General features: G+C 72.6%; 5 protein-coding genes. 3 read left to right on the forward strand and 2 right to left on the reverse strand.

Annotation, left to right across the window (positions count from 1 at the left end; translation table 11 throughout):
* The first annotated feature begins 228 nt into the window (after nt 1–228).
* Complete coding sequence (locus BBH68_RS13585) at nt 229–789, forward strand: bacterial proteasome activator family protein (protein ID WP_174589020.1); 561 nt, start codon at nt 229–231, stop codon at nt 787–789.
* A 264-nt stretch (nt 790–1,053) separates the two neighbouring features.
* Nucleotides 1,054–1,938 carry an NAD-dependent epimerase/dehydratase family protein gene (locus BBH68_RS13590; RefSeq protein ID WP_065962135.1) on the forward strand — a complete coding sequence of 295 codons (885 nt, stop codon included), beginning with the start codon at nt 1,054–1,056 and terminating at the stop codon, nt 1,936–1,938.
* Nucleotides 1,939–2,066: 128 nt separating this feature from the next.
* Here BBH68_RS13590 and BBH68_RS13595 read toward each other — a convergent pair whose 3' ends face one another.
* Nucleotides 2,067–3,734 carry a protein kinase domain-containing protein gene (locus tag BBH68_RS13595; RefSeq protein ID WP_065962137.1) on the reverse strand — a complete coding sequence of 556 codons (1,668 nt, stop codon included), beginning with the start codon at nt 3,732–3,734 and terminating at the stop codon, nt 2,067–2,069.
* Between the two features lie 310 nt (nt 3,735–4,044).
* Here BBH68_RS13595 and BBH68_RS13600 point away from each other — a divergent pair, with 310 nt between their 5' ends.
* Nucleotides 4,045–5,625: a protein kinase domain-containing protein gene (locus BBH68_RS13600; protein ID WP_065962139.1), complete on the forward strand. Its 1,581-nt coding sequence runs from the start codon at nt 4,045–4,047 to the stop codon at nt 5,623–5,625.
* Nucleotides 5,626–5,731: 106 nt separating this feature from the next.
* Here BBH68_RS13600 and BBH68_RS13605 read toward each other — a convergent pair whose 3' ends face one another.
* Complete coding sequence (locus tag BBH68_RS13605; protein WP_065962141.1) at nt 5,732–6,769, reverse strand: phosphotransferase; 1,038 nt, start codon at nt 6,767–6,769, stop codon at nt 5,732–5,734.
* Nucleotides 6,770–6,935: the final 166 nt, after the last annotated feature.

The raw sequence follows: 6,935 nt of genomic DNA on the forward strand, positions 1-6,935 counted from the left end.
CTGATGCGGCTACGTGAGCGTTGCGGGCCTGCGGCTACGTGAGCGTTGCGGGCCTGCGGCTACGTGAGCGTTGCGGGCCCGCGGCTGCGGTTGCGTTGCAAGCGCCCGCGGCCGGGTCGCCGTTGACGGCCCCGCGGCTGCCGGGCGGCGGCAGCGGCCGGGCGGCGGGTCGGGTGCTCTGGCCACCCTGCCCCTCCGTACGGGCGCTTGTGCGGAAGAATGGGGGGCATGAACCAGCCGATGAACGAACGATCGCAGGAGAGCCCGCACGTCCTGGTCGTCGGTCCGGACGGCATGGCCCTCGGCAGCGCCACCGCCGGTGACGGCGGCGGTGACGACGAGTCTCGCGAGGTTCCCGTGACGGACATGGTCGAACAGCCGGCCAAGGTCATGCGCATCGGCAGCATGATCAAGCAGCTTCTGGAGGAAGTCCGCGCGGCGCCTCTCGACGAGGCCAGCCGGGTCCGGCTCAAAGAGATCCACTCCAGCTCGGTGAAGGAGCTGGAGGACGGTCTCGCGCCCGAGCTGATCGGCGAGCTTGAGCGTCTCTCCCTGCCCTTCACCGACGAGGCGGTCCCGACCGAGGCGGAGCTGCGGATCGCCCAGGCGCAGCTGGTCGGCTGGCTCGAAGGCCTGTTCCACGGCATTCAGACGACGCTGTTCGCCCAGCAGATGGCGGCCCGCGCGCAGCTCGAGCAGATGCGCAGGGCCCTGCCGCCGGGCCTCGGCGGCGAGGACGGGGAAGGCGGGCCGAAGCACGGCGGCGCCCGGTCCGGCCCGTATCTCTGAACCTCTGAACCTCTGAACCTCTGAGCCCCTGAGCCGTCCCATCCATCCGTTCGGCCCCGGCGGGCCGTCCCCCGGACTCGGGAAATCGACGAGTCGCGCGGGGACGGCCCGCCGCCCTCTTGCCCTGCCCCCACGTGCCCCACGAGTGGCCCATCCCCTCGCCCCCGGATTGTCCCCTGACAGTGATCCGGTCGCTTTCTAGCCTGGCCTGAGGGCCCCGGGCAGTCACCCGGGACCGGAACGGAAAGAAAGAGGTCAGCCACCATGCGCATCTTCGTCGCGGGAGCCACGGGCGCCGTCGGCCGCCGTCTCGTCCCGCTGCTCGTCGCGGCGGGACACGAGGTCACCGGCGGCACGCGCACCGGGGAGGGGGCGGAGCGGCTGCGCGCGCAGGGGGCGTCGGCCGTGCGCGTCGACGTCTTCGACGCCGACAGCGTGCACCGGGCGGTCGCGGACGCCGCCCCCGAGGCGGTCGTCCACCAGCTGACCGCGCTGACGAACGGCGACCGCGCCGAGAACGGGCGGATCCGCAGGGAGGGCACCCGCCATCTGGTGGACGCCGCCAAGCGCGCCGGGGTCTCGCGCATCGTCGCCCAGTCCATCTCCTGGGCCTACGGACCCGGCGACACCCCGGCCGACGAGTCCACCCCGCTGGACGGGGCGGCGGAGCGGGCCGGGCTGGTCGGCAGCCTGCGGGCGCTGGAGGAGGCGGCCGCCGAGATCGAGACGCATGTGGTGCTGCGCTACGGGACCTTCTACGGCCCCGGGACCTGGTACGCGCGGGGCGGGCCGGTCGAGGCCGCGCTGCGCGGCGAGCAGGTGGCGGGCGATCCGGTGGCGGCGCTGCTCGGCCCGGTGGTGGCGGGGGACGCGGTGAGCTCGTTCGTCCACGTCGAGGACGCCGCCCGGGCTGCCGTGGCCGCGCTGGAGTGGCCGAGCGGCACGGTCAACATCGTCGACGACGAACCGGCGCCGGCCCGCGCCTGGCTGCCGGAGTTCGCGGCGGCGGTGGGTGCGCCGGCGCCCGCCCCCGCCGCGAGCGGCGGCCGGGAGGGCTGGGAGCGGGGGGCCGACAACACCCTCGCCCGCCGCCGGCTCGGCTGGCGGCCGCTCCACCCGACCTGGCGGACGGGTTTCAGGACGCTGTGACGAAGCGACGCAGTGGCGAAGCGATGGCGAAGCGACGCTGTGACGAAGGTGCCCCAGTGACGCAGCAGGGCCCGGCAGCCGCCGGGCCCTGTTTTACGAAAGTCGGGAGTCGGGGAAGACCGCCTCGCTCAGCCCGGCATCCCCGTGGAGACCGTCAGCTCGATGGTGTCGGTCTTCGGGTCGTACGGCTCGTAGTTGCGGTACGTGTAGTTGAGGACGGTGCCCTTGCCCCAGAGGTTCTCGTCCTCGGTGGTCACGCGGTACTTCCACCCGGCGGCCCGGATGCACTTCTTCACGGAGTCGACGTAGAGGTTCTGGAAGTCGGGCACGTTGTACGCGCCCTTCTGGCTGTAGGACTCCGTGGCGTCGGTGCACTTATCCGGGTCGATGACCTTGGTCTTGTCGCCCATGCGGAACCCGGACGGGGTCGCGGGCGCCGACGTGGTCTTGCTCTCCTTGGGGTCGTCGGCCGCCTGCTCGTCCTTGGACCCGCCGCCGCTGAGGGCGATCACGAGGACGACGGCGACGACCGCGATCGCCGCGACGACCGCCGAGCCGATGATCACGCGCTTGTTGCCGTTGTCGCCGCCCTGGCCGGCGCCCGAGGCCGAGGCCGGGGCGGGCGAGACGGTGTACGGCGGCGGGGTGTGGGCGCCGCCCTGCGCGTACGGCGCGGGGGTCGGGGCCGGGGTGTTGAAGCCCTGCTGGGCCACCGGCTGGGCGGGCGGCGGCGGGGTGGAGGGGCCGAAGCCGCCGAACCCGCCCGAGGACTGCGGCTGGTACGGGGTCTGGACGCCGCCGATGCCCGGGCCGGGGGGCTGCTGGCTGACCGGCGGGAAGACGGCCGAGCCCACGCCGGAGCCGCTGGGGCGGGCGGGCGGGCCGCCGCTGATGATGATCGGCGAGGCGCCGGTCTGACCGGTGCGCGAGACGCGGTCGCACTCGTCGCGCATGGCCTCGGCGGTGGGGAACCGCTCGTTCGGGTTCTTCTTCAGCGCACGGGCGACCAGCGCGTCCACCGCGGGGGGAATGGACTGGTTGATCGTGGAGGGAGCGACCGGCTCCTCCTGGACGTGCGCGTACGCGATGGCGAGCGGCGAGTCCGCGTCGAACGGCAGCCGGCCCGTCAGCAGTTCGAAGAGCATGATGCCGACGGAGTACAGGTCGCTGCGGGCGTCCACGCCGCGGCCGAGGGCCTGCTCGGGGGAGAGGTACTGCGGGGTGCCGACGACCATGCCGGTCTGGGTCATGGAGGTGACGCCCGACTGCATGGCGCGGGCGATGCCGAAGTCCATGACTTTGACCACATTACGCTTGGTCATCATCACGTTACCGGGCTTGATGTCGCGGTGGACCAGCCCCATCTCGTGGCTGATTTCCAGCGCGGCCAGCACGTCGGCTGTGATTTTCAGCGCCTTTTCCGTGGGCATCGCGCCGTACTGCCGGACATCGGCGTCGAGGACGGCGCGCAGCGGCTGGCCCTCGACGTATTCCATGACGATGTACGGCATCACCGCGCCGTCGATCGTGTCCTCGCCGGTGTCGAAGACCGAGACGATGTTGGTGTGGGTCAGCTTGGCGACCGACTGGGCCTCGCGGCGGAAGCGCTCGCGAAAGGACTGCTCACGGCCCAGTTCGGTGTGCAGGGTCTTGATCGCGACCTGACGGTCCAGGACGCTGTCGTACGCCAGGTGGACGGAGGCCATACCGCCCTCGCCGAGCAGGTCCCGCAGTTGGTACCGGCCGCCCGCGAGCGACTTCCCCTCGTACCGGCCCGGTGCGCCCTGCTGGCTCATTTCTTACTTCCCCCTCGGCGCACTCACTATCCTGACGTGCACGTTCAGACCCACTGATCTTTTTGTACTCGATATCCTGGCCCAGTCTGCCCCAGGCCACGGACACGTCAAGCGGCGTGCCCGTTCCGTGACCGGATGCGCAAGAACCCGTCACGTGATGTGCACGGCCTCACCTACAACAGGTTGGATGGCCGGTCCATCACGAACCGGTGCGCGGCACGAACCCTGTAGCGTGCTCTACCAGCAAACCGTACCGCCCGCGAGCGGGGCGATCACGAAGACCCCCACCGAGATCAGACGGCGAGGACCGATGGCACAGACCCAGAGCGGCGCCCAGGGGCCCTCCGAACCTGACGCCACCGGGGCCGGGATGCCGGACTCCCCCGAGGCGTGGGGCAACGGCGGCCTGGTCGGCGACGGCCGCTATCGGCTCACCAGCCGGCTCGGCCGCGGCGGCATGGCCGAGGTGTTCGCCGCCGAGGACGTCCGGCTCGGCCGTACGGTCGCGGTGAAGCTGCTCCGCCCCGACCTGGCGGAGGACCCGGTCTCCAAGGCCCGCTTCACCCGCGAGGCCCAGTCGGTCGCCGGGCTCAACCACCACGCCGTCGTCGCCGTCTACGACTCCGGCGAGGACGTCGTCGGCCAGGGCGGGTCCGGCAAGAGCGTCGTGCCGTACATCGTCATGGAGCTGGTCGAGGGCCGTACGATCCGCGATCTGCTGCTCAACGCCGAGGCGCCGCCGCCGGAGCAGGCGCTGATCATCGTCTCGGGGGTGCTGGAGGCGCTGGCCTACAGCCACCAGCACGGCATCGTGCACCGCGACATCAAGCCCGCGAACGTGATCATCACCAACAGCGGCGCCGTCAAGGTGATGGACTTCGGCATCGCCCGCGCCCTGCACGGGGCCGCCTCCACCATGACCCAGACCGGCATGGTCATGGGCACGCCCCAGTACCTGTCGCCCGAGCAGGCCCTCGGCAAGGCCGTCGACCACCGCTCCGACCTGTACGCCACCGGCTGTCTCCTCTATGAGCTGCTGGCGCTGCGCCCGCCGTTCGTCGGTGAGACCCCGCTGTCGGTGGTCTACCAGCACGTCCAGGACATGCCGGTGCCGCCGTCGGAGGTCTCCGGCGGCGCGGTGCCGCCCGAGCTCGACGGGCTCGTGATGCGCTCGCTGGCCAAGGACCCGGACGACCGGTTCCAGAGCGCCGAGGAGATGCGCGGGCTGGTGCAGTACGCCCTGCAGATGCTGACCGACGCGGGCGGCCACACCGGCACCTGGAACACCGGCCCCGTGACCCAGCATCTGGGCGCCTCCACCGGCGCCATGGGCATGGCCGGCACCGCCGCCCTGCCGCACCCCGGGCACGGCGACACCACCCAGCAGCCGATCCTCCAGGGCCGGCGGGACGACGACGGCGGCTACGACGGGGGCTACGACAACGGGTCCGGCGGCCGTGGCGGCCGCGGCAAGGTGTGGCTGCTCGCCGTGCTCGCGGTGATCGCCATAGCGGCCGGCGTGGCCTTCGCGCTGGACTTCGGTGGCGACGACGGCAAGAAGCAGCCGAGCAAGTCGCAGACGACGACCAGCCAGCCGCACACCAAGAAGCCGACCGAGAAGCCGTCGGACGACCAGACGGAGCCGACCGCGCCCAGCGAGCCCTCCGGCGGGACGGACGACTACACCGGGTCGACCGAGCCCTCGTCGCCCTCGTACAGCGAGCCCACGACCGCGCCGCCGACGGACACCGAGACCGACCCGCCCACCGGGGAGCCGTCCAACGAGGAGACCACGCCGGGTGGTGAGGAGACCACCCCGCCGACGACTCCCCCGACGACGCCCCCGACCACCGACCCGACCGATCCGACCGGCGGGCTGGACGGCGGCTGACCGGCTGATCGGCCGAGTGGGGCTTTTCCGACGGGGCGCGCCTGCGTGAAGGCGCGCCCCGTCGCGTTGTGCGCCGCCTCGTTCCGCCCCGGATGTTTCGCGCGGCTCAGCCGCAGAAGGCGTCGCGGACCGCCTCGTACTCCCGCGTCCACCACACCGCCAGGGCCGCCGCCGCGGGGAAGAGGGGATCGGCGCGGCGGTCGCCGTCCTGGTAGCGCCAGCGCAGCATCCAGAAGTCGTTGAGCCGCTCCCACCACACCCGGTGCACGGCCGCCGCCATCTCGGCGGCCCCGGCGCCCGTCGCGCAGCGGTAGGCCCGCGCGTACGGCCGCACCTTGTCCAGCTCCAGCGGTCCGCCCGGCCGTACGAAGAAGATCGCGGCGGCGCGGACCGCCTCCTCGGCGCGGGGCTGCACCCCGAGCCGGTCCCAGTCGACGATCGCGGCCGGTTCCGTGTCGCGGTAGAGGAGGTTCAGCGGGTGGAAGTCGCCGTGGACCCAGCCGGTGGCCGGGACGGCGTCGGCCTCCGGGCGGCGGTGGGCGTGCCGCTCCAGCAGCGCCCGCCGCTCGACCAGCCGGTGCTCGGCGAGTTCGTCGAAGGTGTCGCGCCGGCGGCGGCCGCGGGCGAGGGTGAGCAGCCGGTCGATGAGCGCGAAGGTGTAGTCGGGGTCGGCGGAGGCCTCGGGGGGCTGCCGGTCGGCCGCGCGGGCCTCCACGACCCGCTCCAGGCAGGTGTGGACGCGCCCGAGCAGCCCGCCGAGCCGCCATGACTGGGCGGCGGTCAGCTCCCGGCCGACGCGGTGCCGTCCCTCGACCCAGGGGTGCAGGGCGTAGCAGCGGCCGCCGATGACCACGACGGTGCGCCCGTCGGCGTCGGGGACGGGCGGGGCGACGGGCACCCCGAGCGTCTCCAGCCGCTGGGTCACCCGGTGCTGGCGGGCGATGGTGGCGCGGTCCCCGTCCAGGTGGTGCTTGAGGAAGAACCGGCCGCGGGTGGTGGCCAGCCGGTAGCCGCGGTTGAGCAGGCCCTCGGCGACGCGCTCGCAGGAGACCGCCTCGCCGGTGCCGTCGTAGCGGCGCAACAGCGCGCTCAGGGTTTCCCCGTCGGGAGCGGTCTCGGCGGAGGTGACATGTGAGCGCGGCACTCGTCAGATGTTAGATCAACGAGCCCGGGCGGCACGGTGCGAGTTGACGCGGGCGGCCGGTCAGTGCTTGTGCCCGGACCCTCGTGATCCCTAGATGAGTGAGTCCGATGTTTGTGCTGGCCGCAACCATGGCGAAGGGCGCCCGTTGGCTCGTGTGTGACGTGAC

This window comes from Streptomyces sparsogenes (assembly GCF_001704635.1).
In the GTDB taxonomy this organism is placed as follows: Bacteria; Actinomycetota; Actinomycetes; order Streptomycetales; family Streptomycetaceae; genus Streptomyces; species Streptomyces sparsogenes.

Excerpts from the sequence above, each read along its gene's own strand:
- BBH68_RS13585 (WP_174589020.1), top strand. The coding sequence starts at position 229 with ATGAACCAGCCGATGAACGAACGATCGCAGGAGAGCCCGCACGTCCTG.
- BBH68_RS13590 (WP_065962135.1), top strand. The coding sequence starts at position 1,054 with ATGCGCATCTTCGTCGCGGGAGCCACGGGCGCCGTCGGCCGCCGTCTC.
- BBH68_RS13595 (WP_065962137.1), bottom strand. The coding sequence starts at position 3,734 with ATGAGCCAGCAGGGCGCACCGGGCCGGTACGAGGGGAAGTCGCTCGCG.
- BBH68_RS13600 (WP_065962139.1), top strand. The coding sequence starts at position 4,045 with ATGGCACAGACCCAGAGCGGCGCCCAGGGGCCCTCCGAACCTGACGCC.